Origin of the sequence: Shewanella sp. SM87, from assembly GCF_025653705.1 — a bacterium.
Classification (GTDB): domain Bacteria; phylum Pseudomonadota; class Gammaproteobacteria; order Enterobacterales; family Shewanellaceae; genus Shewanella; species Shewanella oncorhynchi.
In genome coordinates this window covers 99,308-126,297 of sequence record NZ_JAKKSC010000014.1, presented here as the reverse complement: position 1 = coordinate 126,297, position 26,990 = coordinate 99,308, and the positions used below count along the sequence as shown (strand labels likewise).

General features: G+C 45.1%; 20 protein-coding genes and 1 riboswitch. Of the genes, 5 read left to right on the top strand and 15 right to left on the bottom strand.

Translation table 11 applies throughout. From position 1 onward, the window contains the following. Positions 1-168, bottom strand: a 168-nt coding sequence (gene tnpA, locus L5M11_RS23980) for an IS66 family insertion sequence element accessory protein TnpA (protein WP_411569098.1), incomplete at its 3' end; no start/stop codon positions are given. Positions 169-236: 68 nt separating this feature from the next. Here tnpA and L5M11_RS12965 point away from each other — a divergent pair. Then, the gene (locus tag L5M11_RS12965; RefSeq protein ID WP_263192325.1) at positions 237-404 is read left to right on the top strand and encodes a hypothetical protein; all 168 of its coding nucleotides are present in this window, start codon (positions 237-239) and stop codon (positions 402-404) included. 19 nt (positions 405-423) lie between these two features. On the opposite strand, the gene cobO is transcribed toward L5M11_RS12965, so the two are convergent. The 8 genes from cobO to L5M11_RS12925 all read right to left on the bottom strand — a co-directional run bounded on the left by cobO (position 424) and on the right by L5M11_RS12925 (position 8,898). Further along, entirely contained in the window at positions 424-1,047 is a 624-nt protein-coding gene (gene cobO / locus L5M11_RS12960; protein WP_198571815.1) for a cob(I)yrinic acid a,c-diamide adenosyltransferase, read from the bottom strand. A 44-nt stretch (positions 1,048-1,091) separates the two neighbouring features. Beyond that, positions 1,092-2,711, bottom strand: coding sequence for a cobyric acid synthase (locus L5M11_RS12955; protein WP_263192324.1), 1,620 nt, complete (start codon positions 2,709-2,711; stop codon positions 1,092-1,094). A 105-nt stretch (positions 2,712-2,816) separates the two neighbouring features. Then, positions 2,817-3,458, bottom strand: coding sequence for a bifunctional adenosylcobinamide kinase/adenosylcobinamide-phosphate guanylyltransferase (gene cobU / locus L5M11_RS12950; RefSeq protein WP_263186609.1), 642 nt, complete (start codon positions 3,456-3,458; stop codon positions 2,817-2,819). Beyond that, positions 3,455-4,243, bottom strand: a complete 789-nt coding sequence (locus L5M11_RS12945) for an adenosylcobinamide-GDP ribazoletransferase (RefSeq protein ID WP_028759425.1) — start codon at positions 4,241-4,243, stop codon at positions 3,455-3,457. The genes cobU and L5M11_RS12945 overlap by 4 nt, the downstream gene beginning before the upstream one ends. Before the next feature lie 105 nt (positions 4,244-4,348). Then, positions 4,349-5,431, bottom strand: coding sequence for a nicotinate-nucleotide--dimethylbenzimidazole phosphoribosyltransferase (gene cobT / locus L5M11_RS12940; RefSeq protein ID WP_263192323.1), 1,083 nt, complete (start codon positions 5,429-5,431; stop codon positions 4,349-4,351). A 208-nt stretch (positions 5,432-5,639) separates the two neighbouring features. After that, the gene (locus tag L5M11_RS12935) at positions 5,640-6,770 is read right to left on the bottom strand and encodes a FecCD family ABC transporter permease (protein WP_263192321.1); all 1,131 of its coding nucleotides are present in this window, start codon (positions 6,768-6,770) and stop codon (positions 5,640-5,642) included. Next, positions 6,754-7,644, bottom strand: coding sequence for an ABC transporter ATP-binding protein (locus L5M11_RS12930; RefSeq protein WP_263192320.1), 891 nt, complete (start codon positions 7,642-7,644; stop codon positions 6,754-6,756). The genes L5M11_RS12935 and L5M11_RS12930 overlap by 17 nt, the downstream gene beginning before the upstream one ends. Positions 7,645-7,743: 99 nt before the next feature. Then, a riboswitch (cobalamin riboswitch) is annotated at positions 7,744-7,951 on the bottom strand. Positions 7,952-8,172: 221 nt separating this feature from the next. After that, on the bottom strand, positions 8,173-8,898 hold the full coding sequence (locus tag L5M11_RS12925; protein ID WP_263192319.1) for a histidine phosphatase family protein: 726 nt from the start codon (positions 8,896-8,898) through the stop codon (positions 8,173-8,175). A gap of 269 nt (positions 8,899-9,167) precedes the next feature. On the opposite strand from L5M11_RS12925, the gene metH reads away from it, so the two are divergent. Continuing rightward, positions 9,168-12,902 carry a methionine synthase gene (gene metH, locus L5M11_RS12920; protein WP_263192318.1) on the top strand — a complete coding sequence of 1,245 codons (3,735 nt, stop codon included), beginning with the start codon at positions 9,168-9,170 and terminating at the stop codon, positions 12,900-12,902. Positions 12,903-13,299: 397 nt separating this feature from the next. Here metH and L5M11_RS12915 read toward each other — a convergent pair whose 3' ends face one another. The 5 genes from L5M11_RS12915 to L5M11_RS12895 form a co-directional block, all read right to left on the bottom strand. Next, a complete protein-coding gene (locus L5M11_RS12915) occupies positions 13,300-13,710 on the bottom strand; it encodes a hypothetical protein (RefSeq protein ID WP_263192317.1) in 411 nt (136 codons plus the stop codon). 67 nt (positions 13,711-13,777) lie between these two features. After that, a complete protein-coding gene (locus L5M11_RS12910; protein ID WP_263192315.1) occupies positions 13,778-14,209 on the bottom strand; it encodes a hypothetical protein in 432 nt (143 codons plus the stop codon). Positions 14,210-14,839: 630 nt separating this feature from the next. Further along, on the bottom strand, positions 14,840-18,727 hold the full coding sequence (locus L5M11_RS12905; protein ID WP_263192314.1) for a hypothetical protein: 3,888 nt from the start codon (positions 18,725-18,727) through the stop codon (positions 14,840-14,842). Positions 18,728-18,744: 17 nt separating this feature from the next. After that, positions 18,745-19,239: a hypothetical protein gene (locus L5M11_RS12900; RefSeq protein WP_263192312.1), complete on the bottom strand. Its 495-nt coding sequence runs from the start codon at positions 19,237-19,239 to the stop codon at positions 18,745-18,747. Between the two features lie 8 nt (positions 19,240-19,247). Further along, positions 19,248-19,700 (bottom strand): hypothetical protein, encoded by a 453-nt coding sequence (locus L5M11_RS12895; protein ID WP_263192310.1) that lies wholly within the window; start codon positions 19,698-19,700, stop codon positions 19,248-19,250. 1,327 nt (positions 19,701-21,027) lie between these two features. Between L5M11_RS12895 and L5M11_RS12890 the strand changes: the two genes are divergently transcribed. Genes L5M11_RS12890 through L5M11_RS12880 form a run of 3 tightly spaced genes read left to right on the top strand, consistent with a single transcriptional unit; the run spans position 21,028 to position 25,744 of the window. Beyond that, positions 21,028-23,925, top strand: a complete 2,898-nt coding sequence (locus tag L5M11_RS12890) for a xanthine dehydrogenase family protein molybdopterin-binding subunit (RefSeq protein WP_263192309.1) — start codon at positions 21,028-21,030, stop codon at positions 23,923-23,925. Continuing rightward, on the top strand, positions 23,922-24,455 hold the full coding sequence (locus tag L5M11_RS12885; RefSeq protein WP_006082848.1) for a (2Fe-2S)-binding protein: 534 nt from the start codon (positions 23,922-23,924) through the stop codon (positions 24,453-24,455). The genes L5M11_RS12890 and L5M11_RS12885 overlap by 4 nt, the downstream gene beginning before the upstream one ends. Beyond that, positions 24,455-25,744, top strand: a complete 1,290-nt coding sequence (locus tag L5M11_RS12880; protein ID WP_263192308.1) for a cytochrome c — start codon at positions 24,455-24,457, stop codon at positions 25,742-25,744. The genes L5M11_RS12885 and L5M11_RS12880 overlap by 1 nt, the downstream gene beginning before the upstream one ends. Positions 25,745-25,919: 175 nt before the next feature. On the opposite strand, the gene L5M11_RS12875 is transcribed toward L5M11_RS12880, so the two are convergent. Then, positions 25,920-26,900 (bottom strand): dienelactone hydrolase family protein, encoded by a 981-nt coding sequence (locus L5M11_RS12875; protein WP_173243020.1) that lies wholly within the window; start codon positions 26,898-26,900, stop codon positions 25,920-25,922. Positions 26,901-26,990 lie beyond the last annotated feature (90 nt).

The following is a 26,990-nucleotide window of genomic DNA, read 5'->3' as shown; positions in this document are numbered from 1 at the left end:
CACATTAGCTTGCTCAGTTTGTGGTGATAGACGTTGCCGCCATTTATAAAATGACATGGTGCTCAGTTGATGGGTTTGGCAAAACTCAGTGATGCTCAGCTCTGATGTGTGCCATAAGTCGATTAATTGCTGCCATTGTGCAGCGTTGCGGTAAGCTCGCTTTGCCATATCACTCTCCTGTAATGATGAGTGCACAGCTTATCGCGCGATCTTAAGTGGGAATAGGACGTCCTAAAATGGACGCTTACCGTAACTCAACTGTCTTGCTTTGGGGCATTAGCTTTTTAGCTGAACGAATAGCTAAAGGGATTGTTAAGATTGCCATTGTTGCAACAGTGATCGTTGGCGGCATGGCCGCCATTTACTATCTGCCCAATATGGATATAAAAAATATCGCTTTATGATGATAACAACACGCTCAGTTTAATAATCAAAACCTTGCTGTGCCTTGATACCCGCTTCAAAGGCGTGTTTCAGCGGCTGCACTTCGCTCACAGTATCAGCTAATTCGATAATCGCCCGATGACAAGCGCGGCCAGTGATAATCACATGCTGCATGGGTGGACGATTCTTAAGTGCGCTAAGGACACGTTCCACATCCAGATAGTGATAGCTCACCATGTAGGTCAGCTCATCGAGCATCACGCAATCTATGCTCTCATCTTGCAGCAGCTTTTCAGCAGCTTCCCAAGCGAGTACGGCGGCGGCGGTATCTTTTTCTTTATCTTGGGTTTCCCAGGTAAAACCTGTGCCCATCACATGAAACTCAACCCCTGCACCTTCGAGTAAATTGCGCTCACCGCACTCCCAAGTGCCTTTGATAAATTGCACTACCGCGGCTTTTTTACCGTGACCGACAGCGCGGGCCACTGTGCCAAAACCTGAGGTCGATTTGCCTTTACCGTTACCGGTTAACACTAGCAGAATCCCCTTCTCCTCTTGGGCGGCGGCAATTTTAGCATCCACACCGGCTTTCACTTTCTGTTGGCGAGCCTTGTGGCGTTCGGCCTTGATTTGTGCTTGTTCGTTGTCGTTCTGTGCTGTCATGGTCTTCTCTTCACTCTGCTGCTAAAAATGTCTGCTTCTAAAACTTATGCTTCTAAAATTGGCTGTAATTTTTGCATGTCTAAATGCTCGGCTAACACATCGGCTAAACGATCGAGTTGCTGCTCACGTATTTGATTGATATCTATCGCCTTAGCATCGTTTAATCCCGCCCAGCGCAAAATCAACTGACACGCATCAGGGCTATCAAACAGCCCATGTAAATAAGTGCCAAGGATTTGCCCGTCATCGCTTTGCAGGCCATCAGCAAAGCTCACAGATGTGGATTCAGGGATTAACTGCAAGGGCACATTCGTTTGTTCAAGCCTAGGGATAAGATAGCTTGATTCACCGCAGTGGATTTCATAGCCCTTCACAGCAACCTTTTGCCCAAGTAACGTTAGCTCACCGCTCACTCGCCGTAACTGTTTTTCGGCTTTGAGTTCTGTGCTCAGCGGCAGGTAGCCAAGTCCTGCGGTATCGCCCGCACTGTCTTCAATACCTAAGGGATCGGCAATGCTTTGGCCTAGCATTTGATAGCCGCCACAAACGCCTAGCACTTTTCCGCCGTAACGCAGGTGTGTGGCAATATCTTTATCCCAGCCTTGCTGGCGTAAAAAGGCCAAATCGGCGCGCACATTCTTACTGCCGGGCAAGATCAATACATCGGCGGCGGGCAAATGAGTCGCGTGATTTGCGGCTTGAGTTTGCAACGACACATAATCAAAATCAATATCGGGATGCAGCCGCAGCGGATCAAAATCCGTGTGATTACTGATCCTTGGGTACACTAATACCCGTACTTTTAAGCGGCTGTTAGCGCCTTTAGTCGGCGAGCTTATCAGCGCATCTTCGGCATCGAGATGTAAATCATGCAGATAAGGCAACACGCCTAAAACAGGCTTTTGAGTATAAGCTTCAAGCCAATCGAGGCCAGATTGCAACAGGCTAATATCACCACGGAAACGGTTGATCACAAAGCCCTTTACCCGCGCTTGTTCGGATTCTGATAACAAGGCCAAGGTCCCGACCAAATGGGCAAATACGCCACCTTTATCAATATCGGCAATGATAATCACAGGACAATCTACGGCTTCGGCAAATCCCATGTTGGCAATATCACCTTCACGCAGATTGACCTCCGCCGGACTGCCCGCGCCTTCCACCACTATGGTTTGATACTGGGCCGTCAATCGCTCGAAGGATTCCAGCACAGCGCCAAGCGCCATTGCCTTGTAATCCTTAGATTTAGGCCCAAAAAAGGCTGAGGCTTCCAGCGTCGTCAGGGCTTTGCCATGAACAATAATTTGCGCACCCGTGTCCGAGCTAGGTTTAAGCAGTATGGGATTAAAATCGGTATGGGGCTCAAGATAACAGGCCACGGCTTGCAAGGCCTGTGCGCGGCCAATCTCGCCGCCATCAATAGTGACAGCGCTATTGAGCGCCATATTTTGCGGCTTAAAAGGCGCAACCTTAATCCCCTGACGAGCGAGCAAACGACAAATGCCTGCGACTAAGGTGCTCTTGCCCGCATCCGATGTTGTGCCCTGCACCATCAAGACTGCCGCGCGCCGAGGTGAATTAACCGCAAGCGTATTAACTACAGGTGTGTCAGCGGTATCGAGTGCATTAGCACAGGCTGTGTTGTCTGTGTTTGGAGAGGACATAGGTTTAAAAGGCTTATTCTAGTTTGCAGTCATTAACATAACAGCTCAGTCTAAAAATAACTTAAGTATGCAACTTAAGCTTAAAACGTGGACTGAGCCCAAAGTCTAAAGTGGTTTCAATGCTAAGGGTAAACCCGCAACCACTAAGGTGACATTGTCAGCCAATGTGGCTACGGCTTGGTTTAACCAGCCCGCTTCATCGACAAATTGTCGGCTCAACTCACCTAAGGGCACTATGCCAGAACCGACTTCGTTACTGATCAAAATCACCACTCCCTCAAGCTCGACGAGGGAATCCACAAAAGCGGTTTTCTCGGCCTGCCAACTCGCATGAGCTTTATCGTCAGAGGTTGAAGTGGCAGAGGTTGAAACGGCAAAGGTGGAAGTGGCAAAGTCAGTCGCATTCCACTCAGTCGGCGCGGGTTCATCATCGATGTTAACGTTCGATGCAAGTAATTGATTCGTTAACCAAAGAGTTAAACAGTCTACTAAAATCACTCGCCCAGGTTTTGCTAACTGTTTTAACAGTGCAGTGAGGGCGAGCGACTCTTCAAACAATTGCCATTCGATACCATCGTCCGATCGTCCCGCTTGATGCTTGGCGATACGTGTCGCCATTTCATCATCTAGCGCCTGCGCAGTCGCCACATAGCAAGCATCGAAGCCAAGCGCAGTGTACTGACGCACTAAGGCTTCGCCGTAGCTACTCTTACCGCTACGGGCGCCGCCTAGGACGAGGTGGATCACAGTATGTTACCCACAACGAGCAATACAAAATAACACACGATTTCAGATATTTGCTGCGCCGCGCCTAAGGTATCACCCGTGTAACCGCCAATCTGGCGTCTAAAGATCACTATGATCAAACGGCGCAGTCCTATCATCACCAATAGCAATGACAATGCCGCTAACCCCTTGAGGAATAACAGCACTAATACGCCGCTGGCGATCAGGATAAGCAGCTCATTAATGCCTTGATGTTGCGATAGCGGCTTAGACTTACTGGTCTCGTCATCGCGGACATACTTTTCGCTAAAAATGATACTGGCTGATACCACACGGCTCACTGTGTGCGCGACGATAAGTGCTGAACCCGCAACGACAGGATCGTACAGGGCCAACTCGACTAGCAACTGCCATTTCAGCAGCAGGGCCAACATCAGCGCCAGTGCGCCATAACTGCCAAGGCGCGAGTCTTTCATGATCCGCAGCTTGTCTTCAGCCGTCCAACCCCCGCCAAAACCGTCGAAGGTATCGGCGAGGCCATCCTCATGGAATCCGCCCGTGAGCAAGACGCCAACCAACATAGCTAAAAGAACAGAAACGCCGGCGGGGAGCCAGTTCTGCGTCAGCCAAAACACTATGGCGCTTAACAAGCCGACCAGAAGACCGACGAGACCGAAATAACGGCTGGCCTTATTCAACTTATCGCTATCGACTTCGACCCACTTAGGCATAGGAATGCGGGTAAAATAGCCCATGGCAACTAAAAATAAATCTATCTCTTTGTGCCAGCTTTCGCGTTCTGACATAAAGCATCCTTAGTGAATTCACACTTGCTGCAAGGTTTAAAATTAAAACGGTTGGCTAAAGGCTATTATTTTAAATAAGTAAAATAAGCGACTTAGCAGAGCACATCATACAACAGCCTCAATCCCCGCATCACTAAAACTCGCCATTTGATTGTAAAAATTTACTGAGGCTTGAATAAGCGGCAATGCCAAGGCCGCCCCCGTACCTTCGCCTAATCTCAGCCCTAGGGATAATAAAGGTTTAGCCTGCAAAAATTCTAACATTCGCAGATGACCTTGCTCATCGGATTGATGGGCAAAAATCAAATAATCACGCACATTGGGGGCGATTTGCACCGCGACTAATGCCGCCGCTGTCGCGATAAAACCGTCCACGACCACCAGCATTTTACGTTCAGCGGCAGCTAACATAGCCCCCGTCATCTGCACAATTTCAAAGCCTCCTAGGCAAGCTAACACTGACTTAGGCCCAGTTAAGGCGCTTTGATGCAGCAATAACGCGAGCTCAATCAGCATCAATTTACGTTCTAAGGTTTCACTATTAATGCCCGTACCACGGCCGACACAATCAATCACATCCAGCTGCATAATCGCCGCCATAATGGCCGCAGCAGAGGAGGTATTGCCTATGCCCATTTCACCAAAGGCGACTAAGTTACAACCCGCTTGATGGTGACGCTCAATCAAATCGCGCGCCATAGCAAAGCCTTTATCGACGGTTTCAAGCGCCATTGCTGGCTCTAAATGGATTGCACCCGTTCCAGCACCAAGACGTTGATCGATAATACCTTCAACTCCTTCAACTGGCGTTAACATACCGCAATCGATCACTTCGAGCTTAAAGCCCACCTGCCGACAAAAAACGTTAATCGCCGCGCCGCCATGGGCAAAGTTTTGCACCATTTGGTGAGTCACTTCGCTAGGGGCAATCGACACGCCTTCTGCGGCAATGCCATGATCCCCCGCAAACACTAACATGGTTGGATGGACTATTTTGAGCACATCCGCTTGTGGCTGCTCCGTTTGTTGCAAATCAGTCGCTTGCACGCGGGCAATCTGCAAGGCTAAGGATTCGAGCTGACCTAAGGCGCCGGGCGGCTTAGTCTTAAGATCAATTTTCTGCAGAATCACCAGATCCTGCGCTTTACTCACAGGGCTTATTTGAAAAGACACGGCTGACTGAGACATCCACACTCCACTTTGTAATCTACATTAAATAACCACAACGCATCCCGCTTCTATGACGAACATGTCCAATTGTGCATTTCCAATCGCGGGTGGGATATCAACAGAAATACTGATTATCCCGTCAGTCTGCACTTACGACATGACTCTAGGATGACGACTTAACTCTGGGTTTACGTCCTGACTAGGTGCCTACGGCATGACCTTGTATTTACGACATGACTCTACGCTTACGCAAAATCAGCAAAAAGAACATGCTACCTATGGCGGCCGTGATAATGCCCACGGGCAACTCTTGATTACCCAATAAACAGCGCGCTAATACATCAATCCACACCATAAATAATCCGCCCACCAGCGCCGTTAATAAAATCGGCTGACGACCGGGAAACAGCATGCGTACTGTGTGGGGGATCATTAACCCGACAAAACCGATACCGCCGCAGGTAGCCACCAAAATAGCGGTAATCAAGGAGCAGAGCAGCAACATATTGAGCCGCAGCTTAGGCACATTCACCCCTAAGGTATGCGCCGTTTCATCCCCCGCCTGCAACGCCATGATCTGCCGTTTCATGCCTAAAATAATGAATAAACTCGCACCAATCACCAGTGTCGGCAGTACTAACAAGGACCAACTGGCCTTAGCGAAACTGCCTAAACTCCAAAACAGCACAGAGGCTGTCGCCTGCGGACTGGCGAAATACAGCAGCAGACTCGTTAATGCGCCGAACATAAAGGAGGTCGCCACACCAGAGAGCAACATGCGCTCCACTTGACTATTAAGCCCGAGCCCAGACAAGGCAAGCACTATCAACACCGATAAACTCGCGCCAATAAAAGCGCCCAAGGGTAAGCTAAACCAAAGTAATCCAGACAAGGCACCCGAACCGCTAAAAAGCCCAGAATATGCCGCCATGCCCGCATTATCAAAAAATCCAGAGCCAGTGAATAAGGTCAACATCACCACAGCGCCAAAGGACGCGCCTGAGCTAATGCCAAACAAATAGGGATCGGCGAGCGGATTGCGAGTCACGGTTTGCAACACACTGCCCGCCAGAGACAAACCCGCACCCGCCACAAAGGCGAGTAAAATGCGCGGTAGCCTGAGCTCCATCACGATGCGCTCAGTCATACCATTGGCTTGGGTGAGGTTCGTCGCCTTATTGATAAATACTTGAATAACATCCGTAAAACTGATGTTCGCCGCACCAAAACTCGTTGCGGCAATAGGCGTTATCAAAGTGATGATACCTAATACGAGCAGCATCAGTTGTTGTCTCGTCAACGGTGTCACGATACGCCCCAAATATGAGATGAAATATTGTTTACTCCCCTGAGTCATCCGCCCTCGCCTCGCTCAGGCCATGATCTACATGGTGATAACCATAAAAATAGCTGATTAAGGGCTTTTTATGTTGTGGATGGGGCGATACCTGAGCACACACGCCAAACACATCGCCAATTCGCGCCTCGGTTAATACTTCGGTTGGCGTCCCCATAGCGCTGACTTCCCCGTTATGGATCAACAACAAACTGTCGCACAGGGCACTGGCTAAATTAAGATCATGAATAGAGGCAATCACGCTAATGCCAAGACTACGCACCAATTCGAGGATTTGAATTTGATAGCGCACATCGAGGTGGTTCGTTGGCTCATCGAGGATTAAAAGCTGCGGCTGCTGCACTATGGCGCGGGCAATCAAGGCGCGTTGCTTTTCACCGCCAGATAAGTGTTCATATTGTTGGTGCATCTTATGGCTCAAGCCGACTTTCTCTAAAGCCTTAGCAATACGTTCAATATCACAGCTCGAATTGGTATCGAACATGCCCTTGTGGGGCGTTAAGCCCATGCTGACCAATTGCTCTGTGGTGAGGTCAAAATAGTGCGGTGTATCCTGCTGCACTACGGCGACGCGACAGGCAAACGCCTTGGGCGACAAGCGCTCAATATCTTGATCAAAAAGGGTAATTTTGCCCTGAGTCGGGCGAACAAACCGATACAAACAGCGCAGCAAGCTAGACTTGCCCGCACCGTTAGGCCCAATCAGCCCCAGCATCTGCCCCGTTGGCAGCGTAAAGTTAATATCGGAAAGTATGGTTTTGCCATCGATACACCAGCTCAACTGGCTCACATTGAGCGCGACTGACGGGCTCGATGATGGGTTAGTGTCACTGTCATTCACGGGGCTGTTAGTTTGGATTGCGGAAAGTTTCACCTAAGCGGCGCTCCTATCGAGTCCAAACCTGTATAAAAAAAGGTTGTGCACATTGTCATCTGCTCCCTCGAGTCACCCGCTCGAGAACTAAGGCTGCACGCAGCGATAACAGAAATAGGCAGGTCTCCTGACTTGTAGAAAAGAAGGAGCTAGGCTCTAGAATCTAGAATCTAGAATCTAGGTGCTTCTTTAAACTACTCACAGTTGCGGGCACAGTTCGGGCTGACTGACGAGCAGCTCCCCGATTCCCTATTATGTTTGGGTTGATATGCTCTTTGTTAACAACGCCACTGTGAATAAAAACAACGGAGCGATTCGAACAAAGAGAGTCTATTCCCAACACCTATTTCTGCGACGTTATCACTCATTGCGCATGTAATACGCTATCTCGTTCAAACGTCAGGGAAAAGCATTATCCTACATCTATCCCATTAGGCAATGCTGTTTAAATCAGAATATTTTCATGTCAGCTTATTCTCGCCAAACAATCACGCCTACACCATATCGCCTAGGTCGTGAAATAAGGCCTCAACACCTGCGCCCACTCGGCCAATCTAAACGCCAATAGCAGGCACCCTGTTCATCTTGCAGCACATTAATGCTCACCACGGCCGCCACGGGTAAATCGAGTTGACTATAAAACCCCACCGCCCGTTCAACCCCTAAGGCACGCGCCATTAAGTGACGGATCACCCCGCCGTGGGTCACGACCCACACTTGAGTGGCTGGCATATTGTCAGCGGTTTCATTAACGGCACTGTTTTCATTACCCATTTTATGTGAGTCAAGGGTCAATCGTTCAAACTCGGCGGCGAGTATCTGGTCAATCGTCCCATTCACCCGCGACTCAAAACTTGCCATAGTTTCACCATTAGGCAGCGGAGTTTGCCAAGGGTTTTGCCAATACGCAGCTAAGCGTTCGCCCTTTTGTTGATACAGTTCATCGAGCCGACAACCGTCCCAATCACCAAAATCAATTTCCTGTAAACCCGACAAACACTGCGCCTGCAATGGCCTTGACTCAGATATCAGTGCCGCTGTCGAATGCAACTCGGCGGCAAAAGCGTGGGCAAAATCGGCGCAGCGGCGTGAAATCGAGCTATAAATCGCGCTACACACGCTGGCCTGTGACTCAACTGCTGCCGACATTTGTTGCCAACCCTTTTTACTCAAAGGCACATCCACACGACCCCGCAAGATCGCGCCGCCTTCACACTCACCGTGGCGCAACAATAACAATCGAACTTGTTTCATATATGCCTTTTTAGTTAGGGACTAGATGCTAGGAACTCAAGCCGAGGGCCTAAATTCTTGATTCTCGATTCTCGCTCCTAATGCCTTTGACTTTCATCTTGCCCTGACAATCATAAGTCGCGTATTATGGACGTCTATACGTTTAAATGTCCAAAACAAATTTTTAAGAACAAGTATTCAAAAAATGTCGGCTGACGACAATAAAATGCACTTAGCATAACAATGGCCGATTTTTGGACTTAACTTAGCTGTATTTAAGGTAACTATTTATGACGATACCCTCTACCAAAGCCAGCCAAATATTAGCAGACATTCGCAAACAGCTTGCAGAGCGCATTCTGATCTTAGACGGTGCCATGGGCACTATGATCCAAGGCTACAAGCTGGAAGAAGAGGACTATCGCGGCGAACGCTTTAAAGATTGGCATACGGATGTCAAAGGTAACAACGACCTCTTGGTGTTGTCACAGCCTCACATCATCAAACAAATTCACACCGACTACTTAAACGCCGGTGCCGACATCATTGAAACCAACACCTTTAACGCCACCACCATCGCCATGGCAGACTACGACATGCAGTCGCTGTCCGCCGAAATTAACTTAGTCGGCGCGCGCCTCGCCCGTGAAGCCTGTGATGAAGCCTTTGCTGCCACAGGCATTCCACGCTACGTCGCCGGTGTGTTAGGCCCCACTAACCGTACGTGTTCGATTAGCCCTGATGTGAACGACCCTGGCTATCGCAACGTCAGCTTCGATGAGTTAGTGACTGCTTACAAAGAATCCACTAAGGCGCTGATTGAAGGCGGCGCGGATATCATTATGGTCGAGACCATATTCGATACCTTAAACGCCAAAGCCGCGCTGTTTGCGATTGAATCCGTATTCGATGACTTATTCGGTAAGCATTCTAAAGACAGATTGCCGATCATGATTTCGGGCACCATTACCGATGCCTCTGGCCGCACACTGACTGGCCAAACGACCGAAGCCTTTTACAATTCCCTTCGCCATATCAAGCCCTTATCTATCGGTCTTAACTGTGCACTTGGGCCAAAAGAATTACGCCCCTATGTGGAAGAATTATCCCGCATCAGTGAGTGTTATGTGTCGGCGCATCCGAATGCAGGCCTGCCGAACGAGTTTGGCGGTTACGATGAAACCCCAGAGGACATGGCGAACGTGATCGAAGATTGGGCGCGCGAAGGCATGCTTAATATTATCGGGGGTTGTTGTGGTAGTACGCCTGAACATATCCGCGTGATCCGCGAAGCGGTGAGCCGTCACGATCCACGTATTTTGCCAGACATTCCGGTAGCTTGCCGCTTAGCCGGTTTGGAACCACTGACTATCGATGCCCAATCCCTGTTCGTTAACGTGGGTGAGCGCACCAACGTCACAGGCTCGGCTAAGTTTTTAAAGCTGATCAAAGAAGGCAAGTTTGAGCAAGCGCTTGATGTGGCTCGCGAGCAGGTCGAAAGCGGCGCACAGATCATCGACATCAACATGGACGAAGGCATGCTAGATGGCGCCGAGATCATGCACAAGTTTTTAAACTTGATAGCCTCTGAGCCCGACATCAGCCGCGTACCTATTATGATCGACTCATCCAAATGGGAAGTGATCGAAGCTGGCCTCAAATGTATTCAAGGCAAGGGCATAGTTAACTCTATTTCCCTCAAAGAAGGCGAAGCCAAGTTTATCGAGCAAGCCACCTTAGTGAAACGCTACGGCGCGGCGGCCATTATCATGGCGTTCGACGAGCAAGGTCAGGCCGACACTAAGGCGCGTAAAATCGAAATCTGTACCCGCGCCTATCGGGTGCTGGTCGACAAGGTCGGCTTTCCGCCAGAAGACATCATCTTCGACCCGAATATTTTCGCCATCGCCACAGGTATCGATGAACACGACAACTATGCCGTCGATTTTATTGATGCCATTAAAGCGATTAAAACCACCCTGCCCCACGCGATGATTTCGGGCGGCGTGTCGAACGTGTCGTTCTCGTTCCGCGGTAACAACCCAGTGCGCGAAGCGATTCACGCCGTATTCCTGTACCACGCCATCAAAGTCGGCATGGACATGGGGATTGTCAACGCGGGCCAGTTAGCCATTTACGACGATATCGATCCTGAGCTTAAAGTGCGGGTCGAAAACGTGGTGCTTAACTTGCCCTGCCCAGTGGAAGGCTCAAGTAATACCGAGCAGTTACTTGAAATCGCAGAGAAATTCCGCGGTGATGGCGCGCAGGTGGGCAAGAAAGAAGATTTAGAATGGCGCAGCTGGCCAGTGAGCCAACGCTTATCCCATGCGCTAGTGAAAGGCATTACCGAATTTATCGATGAAGATACCGAAGCCGCTCGCCAAGAAGCAAAACGTCCGCTGGATGTGATTGAAGGCGCCTTGATGGACGGCATGAACGTGGTCGGCGACTTATTCGGCTCGGGCAAGATGTTCCTGCCGCAGGTGGTGAAATCGGCGCGGGTAATGAAAAAAGCCGTGGCCTACTTAAACCCCTATATCGAGCTGGAAAAGGTCGAAGGCCAATCTAACGGCAAGATCTTGATGGTGACGGTAAAAGGTGACGTGCACGATATAGGTAAAAATATCGTCGGCGTGGTGCTCGCCTGTAACGGTTTTGAGGTATTCGATTTAGGCGTGATGGTGTCGGTGGAGAGAATTCTCGACGCCGTGAAAGAACACAATATCGATATCATCGGCATGTCGGGCCTCATCACTCCGAGTCTGGACGAGATGGTGCATAACGTGAAAACCTTCCACCGTGAAGGCTTAACCATTCCGGCGATTATCGGCGGCGCCACTTGCTCTAAAATCCACACAGCGGTAAAAATTGCGCCCCATTATCCCCATGGCGCCATTTATATCGCCGATGCGTCCCGCGCCGTGCCTATGGTGAGTAAGCTCATCAACAACGAGACTCGCCAAGCGACCATAGACGAAACCTATGCCGAATACGACGACATGCGCACTAAGCGCCTATCCCAAGCCAAGCGCAAAGAGATAGTCTCACTCGAAGCGGCCCGTGAAAACCGCTGCCAACACGATTGGGCCAATTACACCCCGTTCACGCCAAACGTGCTCGGTCGCCAAGTGTTTGATCATTATCCATTAGAAGACTTAGTCGAGCGTATCGACTGGACACCGTTTTTCCGCTCGTGGGAACTGCACGGCCATTACCCTGAAATCCTCACCGATAAAGTGGTCGGCGTCGAGGCGCAAAAGCTGTTCGCCGATGGTCAGGCTATGCTCAAACAAATCATCGAAGAAAAGTGGCTCACGGCGAAAGCGGTTATCGGCTTATTCCCAGCCAATACCGTCAATTACGACGACATTGAGCTCTACACAGATGAGTCACGCACCACAGTCGAAATGACCACGCATCACCTGCGGATGCAGCTTGAACGTGTCGGCAACGACAACTTCTGCCTATCCGACTTTGTTGCGCCAAAAGACTCAGGCGTCGCCGATTACATGGGCGGCTTTGCGGTGACCACAGGCCACGGCATAGACGAACATGTGGCACGTTTTGAAGCCAACCACGACGACTACAACGCCATCATGCTCAAATGCTTAGCCGACCGTTTGGCCGAAGCCTTTGCCGAGCGGATGCACGAACGGGTACGTAAAGAGTTTTGGGGTTATGCGGCCGATGAGCAGTTAAGCAACGAAGCCTTAATCCGCGAGAAATACAAAGGCATACGCCCCGCACCGGGCTACCCAGCTTGCCCAGACCACACAGAAAAAGGCTTGTTATGGGACTTGCTCAAGCCCGATGAGACTATCGACTTGAACATCACCGAAAGCTACGCCATGTTCCCCACAGCGGCAGTATCGGGCTGGTATTTCGCACACCCGAAATCCCGCTACTTTGGCGTGAGTAACATCGGCCGCGATCAAGTGGAAGATTATGCGAAGCGTAAAGGGATGAGCATTGCGGAAACGGAGAAGTGGCTGGCGCCAGTGTTGGATTATGATCCAGAGTAATCTGGATCGGACTTACGCTAACGCGGTTTGAAAAGCTGATTCAAACTTCGTTTGAATTTATAAATCAAAATCAAAGTCGTGGAATTCCATTCCACACCAGGGCAAGAAGGGGATCAACAGCAATCCCCCTCTTGCATCTCCCCTTGCCGCCCCTAGCGAAGTTACATGCATTAGTTTCCGGTCTCATACTCCAATAAAAATCGCCTAACGGCTCAGATGGCACATCCATGTGCCCCCGAGCCTGCGCCATCATCCATGATGTCGCCACGGCATTTTTATCTGCGTATTTCGACAACTTCGCCGGGGATCGGTAAACTTCTGTGGCATTTAGAGTTAACTTTTCGCATTGAAAGAGTTATGCCAACTCCACACGCCTTATTGTCCTCAACTTACCAATTTATATAGTAGACTCAAGCTTATTATTGATACTTTTATAAACTAAATATAAGTGTATCAACTCAACCAAAGCGAAATTAACTATTACGACGGTGAAATATTGACAATGACCCATAGCCCATAAGTTAAATAAAAATAAAACTTCTATAAGTCGAAATTTAGACCATTTAAAGTAATTTGACGGATAATCTTTACCTATAAGCATTGGTAACAGTTTCAAATTAAAAGTGACTGCAATAGCAATATACACACAGAGCATACTAAGTAACGAAAACAATAATTTAAAGCTAAAAATATTCATCTGCATAAAAATCGATTCAGATTTAAATTCAACCAAAAAATCAACAGCAAGGCCGATAACAAGTGTCAAAGCAAGCACTATGCTCATACCCAAAAAACTAATTTTTTTCATAAAACTCTTAAATCATCCCTAAAATAAATCAATAAACACAGTCAGCGAAACATCTTGAAAGTGAAAATTAACCCAATAAATTCAACCCATTATACTTTTTCATAAGTATATTAAAAACAAAGAACAAGGTCAGAAACATGAGTGTTTTTACAAAGATATCGATAAAACGTAATGGACTCATCCCGCCAGCTAATAACACATCGAAAACAGGCATTAATGGCAGCACAACAAATGTAAAAAATGAAGTACCTAACACAGAGTAAATAAAATACCTTGGATACCCAACTCGATTAATAATCAAAGCACATGCTAAAGAAAATATGATCATCAGTGGAAGATGTATCCAAAAGCAAAATACAACTATCCCCAAGTTTTCACTTAATGCTTTTACATTGAAAGATAACAGTAAATCCCACCACCATTTGCTATCGACAGACAACCCACTTCCATGCATAAATATCGACACAGCTATGCCGAAGATAATCACTAAAAACTTCAATTTACCTCCAATGGAATGCACTCTATTCAGAGTTACACTGGCCTCAATTTCAAATTAAAAATCTACATCAAGGTCGTGGGGCTTCACCCCCTGATTTTTTTATCAAGAGTCGACCAAGGAGGACTGCTCGTCCTATCCTCCTTGGATTCTCCCTTGCCGAACAACGTCCTTGTTTAACTGCCAGTTCGCCATCCATGGCTCTCGTTCGTAACACTGCTACGCAGCACTCACCCTAGCGAAGTTACATGCATTGATTAGTGGCTTCGTGCTTATTCAAAAATAGCTAACGCTTCCGATGGTTCCGCTTTACATCCCTAAAGCCCTCCAGTTCGGCAATCCCTGCCTCTCGCTCATAAGCACGAAAATCATCGATTTTCATTCGCCCCTTCACCGAAAGCTACGCAGACGTCCTGTCTGCGTCACGCTATTTTCTTCCAACGCCCTTCAGCAACTTCGCAGGGGATCGGTGAACTTCTGTGGCATTAGAGTTAACTTTTCGCATTGAAAGATCGATGCCAGTTAAACCTCTAACAGATAAGCATTATGTCCACAGAACATTCGCAATCAGACTTGATACTGCAATAATTAAAACTTCAACTTTAGTGTTATATAAAATTTCAATATGCTAATTTATATTTTAACTAGTTTATATTTTAATCTTTCCTCTTCAATAAACTTTTTCTTCATCGAAATGTAAGGGGATATCTTCGAGTCAACCTCAGCTGCCTCGTTAGAAGGTAGTATTTTTAATTTTGAAGTTTTACTTCCCCAACCATTAATTGATGTCCCACACTCAATGACACTACTACCTGATAGCCACCATCTATCATGAATTGGAAATTTATTATCCTCACCATAGCTTATAAATATCAAGTCAATAAAAGGAGTATCGGTCTTACTTATATTTTCATTCCAATAATCATGAAAATAATCATCAAAATCACCATTTCTGTCTAATATTCGCTTAGATTCCAAACTCGAAATAATAACCAACTCAACTTCAGGATCCATTGATATCACATTCGCAATAAATTCAAAATCATCAATCTTTAAAAATGGTTCAATTATTACCAACTTTTTACATTCGCTCTGTGAAAACCACTTTTTAATGAACAACAAAGCTGTTTCAGCCTCACCTTCAGAAATAATAATATAGTCAGCAACATTAGAGTCCACTTCAACTTTTACATTTGCTGAATCATGTTCAAAAGTCATTTTCAGAATTTTTAAACAAGAGATGAAAACATCAAATAAAGGTCTTATTTTCTGGACAACATTTACTCTTGAGGAATTAGACAAATAAGATGAATGAATGTAATAACTAAGAACTTTATATACGCCTTCAATATCGGAAAGGGTTATATTATTTATATAATTATGGACATTAAATGTTTTAGGGACATGGCCACTTTTAGAGTTGATAATAGCAAGTTGCTGCCATAATAAATCAGCTAGCGCATCATCATTCTCATCTACTGATATATCAAGATTATTTTGAAACTTCTTTTTTAAATCATCACATTTTTTTCTTTTTTCTATATTTTCAGAAATGATTTTTTTTCTTGCCGGATCATCATCTAACATATTAACAAGCGATGAAGAAAATGCGTCTCCATATGAATTTACCATATCAATAATTTCTAAACGAGTTGAGCTTTGTATATTTCTATTATTACTACAGAGCATAAATGCTTTTTTTAGATGCTCTTTAACTATTGATTTATCATAGCTTCTATGATTTTCACAAACAACTTTATATCTATTTGCCTTTTCAATATTTGAAGAAAGAATATCAATAAGTGAAATAGATTCTTGAAAAAGAATCTTTCGGATATCATGGTATTTCTCTGGCAATTTCATAGAGATCTGCGAGAGCACAAAAGATCGATCTGATAAATTACAAATCTCTTTTGAATCCTTAACAATTTGTTCCCATGACTTTAAAACAAGGTCTTCTGATATTGACTTTATCTCAGCTTCAAAAAGTAGTTTGTATCCAAAATGGGATATATAGTTCTGCTTAGGAAAATTATCACCAAAAATTTGTAAGACACTCCCACATAGATCATCCTCTTGAACTTTACTAATTTTATTCTTTTTTCTTAAACCTTTAATAGCATCTAGCAATCTCTTTATTTCAAAGAATTGATTACCATCTTCTTTTACTAGCTTGATTAAATTACAAATCCAATTCAACTCTCTATAACCTATTGTATATTTATTTTTAAGTTGGTCATAAGGATCACCAATCAAGCAATCATTATATATATAATCAATAGTCATATTTATTATTCTATCAACAACTGTGTCATTATTCTTTGGTATTTGCTCATACCATTTCAAGAAAACCTCTGAGTCATAATGATAAATTACAGGTAAAGAATATAGTAAGCATAAAAGAAACTCTTTACCAGCAGTAACTTTATTTCTTTCAAGAATAGGAATTATAAACTTCTCTATTACATCTTTGCTAAAACTTTCTTTTCCGGACTTTTGATAAGCAGATGCCAACCTCGAAAATAGTCTAGTTCTTTTTATATCGCTATTTATACTAGAAATACTCTCAACTAAATTTGATAAGTCTGAGTTTACATCTTCGTTTCTACTTGAAAGTAAGTACAAGCATCTAATTGCAAGTTCAATTGAAAACATCTTAAACTCAATCTGACCTTCACTTGAATACCCATTTTTATCAACTACATTAATTGCTTGGAATTTAAAGTTGGAAGATATTTCTCTATTAATTTTAAAAGTCATTTGGCAAGCATAAAAAAACAACTCAGCTTTATGATCATCACCATCAGTTTTATTAATAGCAGAGCTTATATAATCAATTAATGTCGCATTCTCCCTCAACACATTAAGGTTATACGCTTCACAATATAACAATATAAGACATCTTGCTTTAATATAGTTATTTTGTATTCTACTTAAAAACTTTATTAACTTATCTGTATTAGTTTTTGATGGGTGGAAATACATATACTTTTCTATAAAAATATAATAAGTATCCTCTCTATACTCCTCTTCACTAATAGAGCGTATCAAACACACTACATCATTTACCTTCCTATTTTCTTGAACAGAGTCAATTCCTTTGAGATAATTATAGATAGCAATCGATTTAGCTTTATTCCGTCTAATTACATTGTTAAACTTATCAGACCAAAGTATTGCATTGTTCAGGTCATATTGAGACTCAACTGAAATAGATTCTTTTAAAACTTCGATATGCAAAGCATCCGTATCGACTATTTTATCCAATAATTTATTTTTCTCTTGCTCTACATCTATAATTTCATTATGTATTATATATTTCTTTTCAAAGCCACAGATATGCGAAAGACATGTTAATCTAACTGCATAATCATTAACAGATAATGTATACTTAACTATATCATTCAAAAAAGTTACTTTCTTGTTTTTATTCTCAGCATGATTAATCATGTTCAATATTAGAGTACAATAATCGACTGTAGGCCCTTTGTTTTTCAAAGTGATTAACTGTGGTTTAATTTTTGATAACACATCAATACATTCATTGCTATCGATGTGATTTAAACATTCAGTTATATCACTAAAAAGAGATGCATCAATTGAAAAATCTACAGACTGAAATATTTCATTCAAAATTTCATTCAAAATTACAATTGAGTTTTTGTTCTTCTTATTGTTTTTGAGCCAGGCTCGGTATAAAAATATTCTATCACCACTTTCAGTAAAATTTTTGAAAAACTCTAGTAAATTATCAGTTGTAGCATTTTTATTTAGGCTTTTAATTGTTTCTATAATAGTTGAACGTGATAACTCTCTTACATCCTCCTTATTTACATTAGTTGAAAAACTATCACCATGACGATGAAATGTAAGTAAGGATAAATTTAAAAATGCAAAATCTGACTTATTTTGACCAGCAACATTCAAAGAATCAAGTTTATTAATTAACGCAAGTGCCTTTTCTGGCATAATAGGTAGTAGATCAGCACATATATCAATAGTCCTCTCTGGACCAAGCTCACTAACATCTATTTTTTCATATAGGTAGTCAATTTTATTTAAAATATCCTCATCAGCACTTATACCCTCTTTATTTTTAGACATAACAAAAATACAATATAGCTGAAGCATCTCTTCTTCAGACGTTGCTTTCTGAATTAACATTAAAGCATTATTGGACTCGTCGGCCGCTAGGTGACAATGCAGTTGTTGCAACATCAGTTCTGAATTATATATATTTGACAATCCACTTTTTAAAAACTTATACTTTACAAATCTATCTTGCACCTCTAGCTTTTCACAAGCCTTTATCCCAAAATTAACAATTTTATGAACTTCATTAATAGATCTTGTTCTATTGAATGTTTCACCAATATGCTCATCACTTATAACATTCAATACTTTTTCATATTCTTTTTTTTGTGTAAGGTAAAATGCAACCTTCGCAGTATCCTTAGGAAACAAACCTTCATTTATCTGTCCAAGAAGCATGTCAATGAATTGAGTTTTTTTATCAACCAACTTTTCTCTACAATAATTTACAGCACCGTTCGAGTTAAAAAAACATATCCACCTTCACATTTCAAGAATGAAATATCATCGATAAAAGATAATACATCTGATTCCATTGATTGAAGGATTGAACAAAGTTCTATTACACTTAACTTATCAACTGAATAAGCAACTACACCAAGTATTTCCTCTACAAAGTCACACTTTACTACTCGCCTCCACTCACTATCATATAAACCTTTCATACTATCATTACTAGTACTTTGGAAAACTTCTTCAATAGAAACATTCCTTTCCACCATTTCCTTTATAAAAGAAATAGTTTCAGGTGAAAAACCAAATGAATCTCTTATCTGTTCTATATATTCTAATGATACAGTAGGAAGGCAATGCCTAACCTCATCCAATGAAAATATATTGAGACTATAATTTTGAATCTTTTTTGATGTTATACCAAAATTTTTACTAGAACTATCTCTTGTGACTAAATATTTATAATTCTCATCCGTCGGAAAAATCAAAAACAACTCTAATAAAAAATTATTATCATTTTCATCAAAGAAATATAAATCATCAAGAAAAAAATAAACCTCTCTTTTTTATATTTCAAAAAATAAGTAAGAGTCTTTATTATCCGCTCAACATCAGCCTTAGACACGTCCTTCTTTATATCATCTGAAGAATACTCACCCATGTAAGTTCTTATTTGAATATATAAATCTTTATAAATTTCCACATCACTTATAAATTTCGACTTAGATTTATCTATAAACAAAGTTATAGCGTCATATTTATACTCTTCAAATATTTGTTTCAATATTGTAGTTTTCCCAATACATGAAGATGCATTTACATAAACTACTTGCTCACTTTTCAGATAAAACTTAATTGTATCTATTTGTGACTCTCGTTTTATGCCATAGTCTACGTTATCGCAGGAAAATAGCGAATTCATACTGGGATATATTATTTCTTGATTCATAAAAATTTCATTTCCATATTAAATAATTTAAAAAGTACAATTCACTACAAGCCGTGGCATTTAACTAACTATTACAACTTTAATTTATAACCAATTTTTTGAGTAATGTATTACTTTAACTCTATTTTCGTATCGATTTTTTAGTAGATTTAGTTAACTTGTATTCACCTAACTTAAATATTTCATAATTTTCTGGAACAAGATAATACAACGCACGGTGAAATGAGCTAAGTACGTTGAAGAAAATCACTTGTTCGAAGCATGATGCCGAGCTAGCTTTCGGGGTGCAGGATGTACCATCGGAAGCGTTAGTGATTTTCGAATAAGCGCTAGGCCAGTAACTAATGCATGTAACTTCGCTAGGGGCGTCTTGGAGCATCCAAGGAGGATAGGACGAGCAGTCCTCCTTGGTCGGGTGTGGGGTGAAGCCCCACGACCTTGATTCACCTCGGCCGCTAGGCCGCAAAATTACCAGTTCACTAATTTGTGAAACGGCAAATTGTGAACCGACAAAGCTTCCCCATTGCTACCGCACTTCGCCAACATCCGTCAGCCAAGCCATCAATCAAAACAAGGTCGCACCAGCTCAAAACGTCCACTGCTGAATATTGAGTACAATGCCAATAAGCACTATGGCAACAAGAAAATAAGTGCCAAAGCATATTCACGAATTTGCAGGAGGAGTTGGGTATCTAAGAAAGAGAAAAGACACATCGTCCTGATGCAAGTGACTCGAATCGCGGGTATGCGATTAAAGCTCATCCTTGTTAAAAACCTAAGATAGCGACATAGCGTACACTTGTCTATAACTTTAGCATTACAAATCAAGTAATTAAGCAAGCACTGATTTAACAATGTTGATATGAATGCATGTGACTAAACCAATCGCCATCAAATAACACTATCTCTTGATCTTGCAGTGGCATGAAGTCTCGCTGTGACAGGCGGTCTTGTTTTGGCAAATGGCCATATTTCGACATGCAAATAAGCCCCAATCGAGCGCATTGCCCAAGTGGCTCTGAGCAAAGAGCACTGAGCAAAATTCAGCCATAACGTAACTGAGTTGAATCACAGTACGAACATCACTGCAGAAGCCTGATAACACGGGTTTTACACTCTGATTTAGCTTGGTCAAAACTGCAACGATTAGCCGCCTAAATTTGCATTTTCGGCCCTACATGCTAACGTGGCTAATGTAAATTTACATTCAGTGTTTATCAAAGCTATGTCGCAACAATCAATAAAAAGTCGATCGACAACAAGCTTATATCGGGCGATACCATGCAGCGCGGCTGATATTACACGGAAGCACAACTGAGGTTGAGATATGGAACCATCTAATACGTCACGCCGGACCTTTATTAAGCAATGTGTGATTGGCGGGGTTGCCGTATATTCGGCCCCTTTGTTGTGGGAAATGAGTCGCGCTAATGCGGCGATTGTCTCACCTGAACTGGCAGCCCAATGGCAAACTCAGGTTAATGGTCAATCCAAACCTAAGTTTCGTAACGACGGCATAGCGAAGGTCACAGGCCAAAAGGTCTATGGCCGTGATTACCGTGCTATGGACATGGAGGGCTGGCCCAAGCAGCAAGGTTACGCTTTTATTCTTCGCGCCGCCGATGCCTCCCATGTTTATCAAGGCTTTTCCCTCGACCACCTGCCCGCGTCGGCTAAGCCCTATAAAGTGATCACTGCGGCCGATCTGGCCCGTGATAAAATCAAGCTGCCCGATTTTTACGGTGACAACATGTTACTGGCCGAGGGTCAAACCGCCGACTACTTAGGTCATGCGGTGGCGATATTATTGTTCGACAGTTTTCCCGCCTTTAAGCAAGCTAAGTCCTTGCTGCAATTTGATCAAACCTTACTGCGTTTTGGTGAGCAAACGCCGCTTGTGTCGGACACCAAAGACCCTTATGCCAGCTGGCGTTTGATTCGAGTAGAAGGTGAAAATGGCGCACGGGAAGATTTATATAGCCCGCTCCACGATGGGCTGTTTTTCCCTAGCGTAAAAGATCGCAAGCCTGAATGGTTAGGTAATCCGAATGCCAAAGGGACAGTGTCTGAGCGCGGGCTTTATTATGCGGGTGAGATAGATAAGCAGATTGCTAGCGCCCAAGCCAATCAACAATGGCAAGTGCTAGAGCGGGAATATCGCACCCAGATCATCGATCCTATGATGATGGAACCCGAAGCCTTTAACGGCTGGTATGATGCGGCTAGCCAAACATTTCATACTGTGATTACCTCGCAGTCGCCGCAGGACTTTCAAGAGATGGCAGTGCACATGCTGTTATCTAGCCCACTGGCAGGCAAGGTAAAACATCTTGTGGTGCATTCGCCCTATATCGGCGGTGGATTTGGCGCGAAAGACCATTCGATATTTCCTTATTACGGCGTGATCGCGGCCGTTTATGCCAAAGGGCCAATCCGACTCGCCAATGACAGATTCGAGCAATTCCAATCTGGCCTTAAACGTCATCCGTTCATCATGAAAAGCCGCTTAGCGGTGGATAAATCGACCTTAAAAATCCAAGCCTTAACTTCGCAGATGACAGTCGATGGCGGCGGACGAGTCAACTTTACCCCGTCTGTGACCTCGGTTGGCGCGACAGCGATGCAAAGCATTTATTACACGCCGCGCAACGATATTATCGCCACCGCCTATGCGTCGCGTAACCCAGATGCGGGGTCGATGCGTGGTTATGGCACGCTGCAATCGATGACGGCGATGGAATGCATGATCCACGAGATCGCCGACGAGCTGAAGGTTGATCCCTTTAAACTGCGCGCCGCCAACGTGATGGAGTCTGGCCAGCGCAATACTCAAGGTGCGATTCCTAACGGTACTTTACGTTACCGCGAAATGCTCGAGATGGCAGAGCAAGCTCCCGTGTGGCAAAACCGCGCGGTGAATAAAAAGGACTATGAGGCCAAACATCCGGGGATGCGTTACGGCGTCGGTTTTGGTATCGCCACCAAAGATTATGGTACGGGCGCAGCAGCGCCAAGTGCGGCGGTTCGCCTAGCTAAAGACGGTAAAATTACCCTCGAAATCGGCTTTATCGAAATGGGCACTGGCACGCAAACCTCCCAAGCCGTGGTGGTCAGCGATGCCCTTGGCAACTTTGCCGATGAAGTAAAACTCGCCGAAGTGGATATTTGGGATGCGATGCAATTAGTGCAAACCGATAATCCTTATATCATTTCGCAGCAACGCCAAGATGAAATGGCGGCCAATCCACGCTGGACACCGGTTAAAGCCATGGCATCGTCGGCGTCTATGTCGGCCTATTACCAAAGCCATGTCACCCGCATCGCCGCCGATATTATCTATCGCCACGGCCTGTGGCCTGCAGCGGTATCGATTTGGAACGAGTTGTATTTTAATACGCCAATGGGCTCAACTAATTTGCATAACTCACGGGATGGTCGCTGGGTCGATGGCAAGTTAACCGCCTTGGGCTTTCCGCCATTGTCGCTGGATATTCTCGCTAAACGCGCCCACGACATGGGCTTAGTGGTCGGCGTGATGGGCCATGCCTTTAATCGCTGGGCTTGGGCTGAAGCCGATTTCGACATTCTTGGCACTAAAGAGCGTTTAGCACTCGATGCGCTGGCGCTGCAATACGGCGAAGGCAACGCGACATTTGCGGCCACTTCCGACACGACTAAGAGTATCAAAGCGCGTCAAGCCAGCATGAAATCTAATGGCTATCACTTGATCGATCGTCAAGCCATGAGTTATCCCAAGGCCGAACTGAACAATGCCATGGTGACTTACTACGCCCCCTGCGCCACTTTGGTTGAAGTGGCCGTAAACGAAGGCAATGGCGAAGTCACGCTGTTGAGTTCTCATACTTGGTTAGAGGCGGGCAAAGTGATTGTTAAAGAACTAGTCGAAGGGCAAATTCAAGGTGGCCTTGCGATGGGTATTGGCCATGCACTGCATGAAGGCTTACCGCCATTTGAAGCAGGCGCCGGCAATGGTACGTGGAACCTCAATCGCTATCAGGTGCCGTTAGCGCGGCATGTGGGCGTGTGGGATCAACGTCATACCATATTGCCGCAGTTATCTGATAACGATCCCAGCCGTGGTATCGCCGAAGTGGTGATGATCCCTGTGGTCGCGGCGCTGATTGAAGCCGTGTATCAAGCAACCCATGTCCGCTTTTACGATTTACCTATGACAGCGAAAAAAATTAAGGAGGCCATGGCATGAGCCAGTCTATTAAACTGACCATTAATAACCAAGCCGTAGGCCCGATTGAAGTCGCCGATGGTGTGATGATGATTGAGTTTCTACATGAGTACTTAAACCTCACTGGCACTAAGTTTGGTTGTGGCGCAGGCGTATGCCACGCCTGTACAGTGATCGTCGACGACGAGCAAGGCATGAGTGAAGTGGTGCGTACCTGCATCAATGGTGTTGAGCGTTTTAATGGTAAACGCGTCCGCACTGTCGAAGGTCATGCTAGACAAAACTCCCTTGGCGAAATCACCGCCCTAAGCCCAGTGCAAGAAGCTTTTTTAGAGCATTTCTCGTTTCAATGTGGCTGGTGTACCTCGGGCTTTGTCAACGAATCGACCGCGCTGCTTGAGCGATTAGAGCGACAACCTATCGCTAAAGATCAAGTTGAAAAAGTCGTTGAAGATGCCTTGAGTGAACACGTATGCCGCTGTACTGGCTACGTAAAATACTATGCGGCAGTCAAAGATCTGATCCTCAAAACTAAGGGGCTAACCCTGTGATGACATCAGCCAATCTGCGCCATTTCTCGCGCTATTTCCCGCACATTAGTAGGATAAAAAATCTGTTGAGCCACAATCTACTCCTGAGTTTAGGGCTAGGTTTACTCGCCTGTTCCAGCAGCGTTGCCGATGAAGGCGGCAATACGAATAACGACATCGCACGCGGCGCGTATCTGATGAAGATAGGAGACTGTGTGGCCTGCCATACTGCAGTCGGCGGTCGTGAACTCGCGGGCGGTTTGCCGTTCGAAACCCCCTTTGGCGCTGTGTACTCGACCAATATCACCTCAGATAAAGAAACCGGTATTGGCAAATACAGTTACGAGGAGTTTTTTGATGCCATGCACCACGGTGTTGGCGTCAACGGCAACCTCTATCCTGCTATGCCTTACACTTCCTACAGTTTGCTCACGGACGCAGACACTCAGGCGATTTATGCCTATCTGATGAGTACTAAACCTATCAAGCAAGCTAATCGCGACAATGATGTTTACTTTCCGTTTAACCTGCGTTTTGGCCTAAAAGCTTGGAACTTAGTCGCACACGATGCTAAGGAATTTACCCCGAGCAAGGAAAAAAGTGAGCATTGGAACCGCGGCAATTACTTAGTCAATGCCCTAGGGCACTGCGGTGAATGCCACACCCCAAGAGACACGCTGTTTGCCATGGAGCAGGACAAGCACTTTGAGGGCGCGATTATCGAAGGGCTAGAGGCATCGGACATTCGCCCCGCTGAGCTTAACAGGCAAAACTGGACCCATGAGGATCTTAAGTCGCTATTTACCGAAGGCTATTCCCGCAAAGGCACCGTCTTTGGCGGCATGTATCCCGTGGTGTATCACAGCTTTAGCCACTTAACCGATGATGATATGCGCGCGGTAAGCAGTTATCTGCTCGATAACGACGATGATCTTAAACCGGATCCGCTCACCTTTAACAGCCATAAACCTGAACTGCCAGGTTATACGCTCTACAAAGGTTACTGCGCCGGTTGTCATGGTCAAAATGGTGAAGGTCGCCCCAACGTCGCCCCCGCGATGGCAGGTAACGCCACCTTAGATAAAGCGAGTCCGCACAATATCGTCGCCGTGATGCTAAAAGGTATTCAAAGCCAGCATTACAACGCTACCACCAGCTTTTATGCCATGCCGGGATATGCTGATGAGTTAAGCGATGAGCAGATTAAAGACTTAGCCAATTACCTAAGACTCACCTGGAGCACACAAGCTGGTAATCTCGATGTGAAAACCATCCAAAGCTTAAAAGAAGTGATCCTCGAGCACGACTAACCCACATAGATATGTGGGAGATTTAAGATAAAAGCTGCATAGGTATGTGGGAGATTTAAAATAAAAGCCGACTCTAGCGTCGGCTTTTGCTTGAATGATATAGAGCGCGAGAATCGGTCACTCATCGACTTAATCAAAGTAAGCGAGATCAGAGTAAGCGGAGCTTCACTCCCACTTAGCCACGCAGTCGAGTATCAAAGAAGGCTAAGCTGCGCGCCCACGCGAGTTCGGCGGTGGCTTTATCGTATCGGCCAGTGGAGTCGTTATGAAAACCGTGATTCACATTTGGGTAAAGATAAGCAACATAATCGGCTTTGTTGGCTTTTAGCTGGGTTTCGTACTCGGCCCAAGTGTCGTTTACCCGCTGATCGAGCCCAGCAAATTGCAACATAAGTGGCCCCTTTACTCGGCTACGCAGTTCCGCAGCGGCTGGCGTGCCATAGAAAGGTACACCAGCATTAAGCTCATCGGGAATCGTGGCGGCCAGCATATTGACGATATAGCCGCCAAAACAAAAACCCACGGCACCGAGTTTGCCATTGCTTTGGGGGTGGGATTTTAAAAACTGCGCTGCGGCAATAAAGTCTTGCTCGATTTTGGCTCTGTCTAAACTGCTTTGCATGGCGCGGCCCGCATCATCATTACCCGGATAACCACCGAGGGAATAAAGTGCATCGGGGGCGAAGGCGATATACCCCTGCGCGGCTAATCGGCGAGCCACATCTTCGATATAGGGATTAAGACCCCGATTCTCGTGCACCACTAATACCACAGCGGCTTTTTTACTGAGATCTAAGGTTTTCGGCTCACCTGCGGCACTGCCCGCGAGCAATAACTCATCGGGCATGACTAAGTAGCCGCGCCCTTCACCGTAACCATTTGGCGAGGGAAACTTAACATAGCTGGCTTGAATACTGGGATCGTTAAAGGAGACTTGCTCGGCGAGGGCATAGTTCGGCAAGAGTGCGCCCGTGAGCATCGTCATGGTGAAACCTAGCGCCACCAGCCCTGCGAGCCGCCCCATAAACTCACGGCGATCGATAATGCCATGGGCATATTCGTCATACCAGTCAAAGGCTTCCTGCGGTATCGGTTGTACTTTCTGGGCATGTATCTGACTTGTTTCTGCTAAGGCTTGCTTGTCTTGTTGTGTCATCGTTATTCCTCCATTGAACAAGCTAACCACAGGTAACACGTCTTCCCTAGCTTGTGGGTGTTAAGATTTAACTCAAGAGTAAAGGAAGAA

Coding starts and splice junctions, on each gene's coding strand:
- L5M11_RS12955 (WP_263192324.1), bottom strand. CDS start 2,711: ATGTCCTCTCCAAACACAGACAACACAGCCTGTGCTAATGCACTCGAT.
- L5M11_RS12895 (WP_263192310.1), bottom strand. CDS start 19,700: ATGAATCAAGAAATAATATATCCCAGTATGAATTCGCTATTTTCCTGC.
- L5M11_RS12915 (WP_263192317.1), bottom strand. CDS start 13,710: ATGAAAAAAATTAGTTTTTTGGGTATGAGCATAGTGCTTGCTTTGACA.
- cobT (WP_263192323.1), bottom strand. CDS start 5,431: ATGTCTCAGTCAGCCGTGTCTTTTCAAATAAGCCCTGTGAGTAAAGCG.
- cobO (WP_198571815.1), bottom strand. CDS start 1,047: ATGACAGCACAGAACGACAACGAACAAGCACAAATCAAGGCCGAACGC.
- metH (WP_263192318.1), top strand. CDS start 9,168: ATGACGATACCCTCTACCAAAGCCAGCCAAATATTAGCAGACATTCGC.
- L5M11_RS12945 (WP_028759425.1), bottom strand. CDS start 4,243: ATGTCAGAACGCGAAAGCTGGCACAAAGAGATAGATTTATTTTTAGTT.
- L5M11_RS12880 (WP_263192308.1), top strand. CDS start 24,455: ATGACATCAGCCAATCTGCGCCATTTCTCGCGCTATTTCCCGCACATT.
- L5M11_RS12890 (WP_263192309.1), top strand. CDS start 21,028: ATGGAACCATCTAATACGTCACGCCGGACCTTTATTAAGCAATGTGTG.
- L5M11_RS12885 (WP_006082848.1), top strand. CDS start 23,922: ATGAGCCAGTCTATTAAACTGACCATTAATAACCAAGCCGTAGGCCCG.
- L5M11_RS12875 (WP_173243020.1), bottom strand. CDS start 26,900: ATGACACAACAAGACAAGCAAGCCTTAGCAGAAACAAGTCAGATACAT.
- L5M11_RS12925 (WP_263192319.1), bottom strand. CDS start 8,898: ATGAAACAAGTTCGATTGTTATTGTTGCGCCACGGTGAGTGTGAAGGC.
- L5M11_RS12935 (WP_263192321.1), bottom strand. CDS start 6,770: ATGACTCAGGGGAGTAAACAATATTTCATCTCATATTTGGGGCGTATC.
- L5M11_RS12965 (WP_263192325.1), top strand. CDS start 237: ATGGACGCTTACCGTAACTCAACTGTCTTGCTTTGGGGCATTAGCTTT.